1 protein-coding gene is annotated in these 573 nt (G+C 43.1%); it reads left to right on the top strand.

The features are described from left to right. Positions 1-226, top strand: a 226-nt coding sequence (locus H2672_RS19450) for a hypothetical protein (RefSeq protein ID WP_222439471.1), incomplete at its 5' end; no start/stop codon positions are given. Positions 227-573 lie beyond the last annotated feature (347 nt).

Raw genomic sequence — 573 nt, 5'->3', positions numbered from 1 at the left:
CAGCGCGACAAGTTCTGTGATAAATGCCTCCGGCATGAAAACACAGGGAATTTATGATATGAATTTCAACTTTACAACGAAGGATAGGAATGATGAAACCATGTTTTCAGAAACTATCCCATCAATACTCCTGCGTGCGCCATCAATGACAGTTCATGGGGTTCGAAGCACAGGTAAAGTCGGCAGAAGGAAGGCTAAAGCCACTCTTTCGGGGAAGGTATGCTAACTGATATGCCGGATGGCTGAAAAACTAAATATGGTGAGAATCGTTCCTCTAGGAAGGAACTGACAAACTTCCGAATGTACAGGTCTAAAGATTGAACATAGTGTAAAGCTATGTCCCATCCAACGATGGGGTGAGTGGTGTGGAGTAAAACTTGGCCCTCTGAAACACATTATACTGAACAATGGCAGTATCTAGCTCACAGGCTTAAAGGAAGCACCTAAGTTTAGAACGGATAGCTACGTTGTAAGGGACTTGGAAAGTAAGGAACGTTGAAACGAAGGCTGTTACCTGAAACGTTTGCTATAAGACAGTAGTCGAAATGCATTTATCTTTATGAGGGTAGGGGT

This window comes from Sporosarcina sp. BP05 (assembly GCF_014282005.1).
Lineage (GTDB): Bacteria > Bacillota > Bacilli > Bacillales_A > Planococcaceae > Sporosarcina.
The sequence above is the reverse complement of the archived record's forward strand: the minus strand, read 5'-3'. Positions and strand labels throughout refer to the sequence as shown.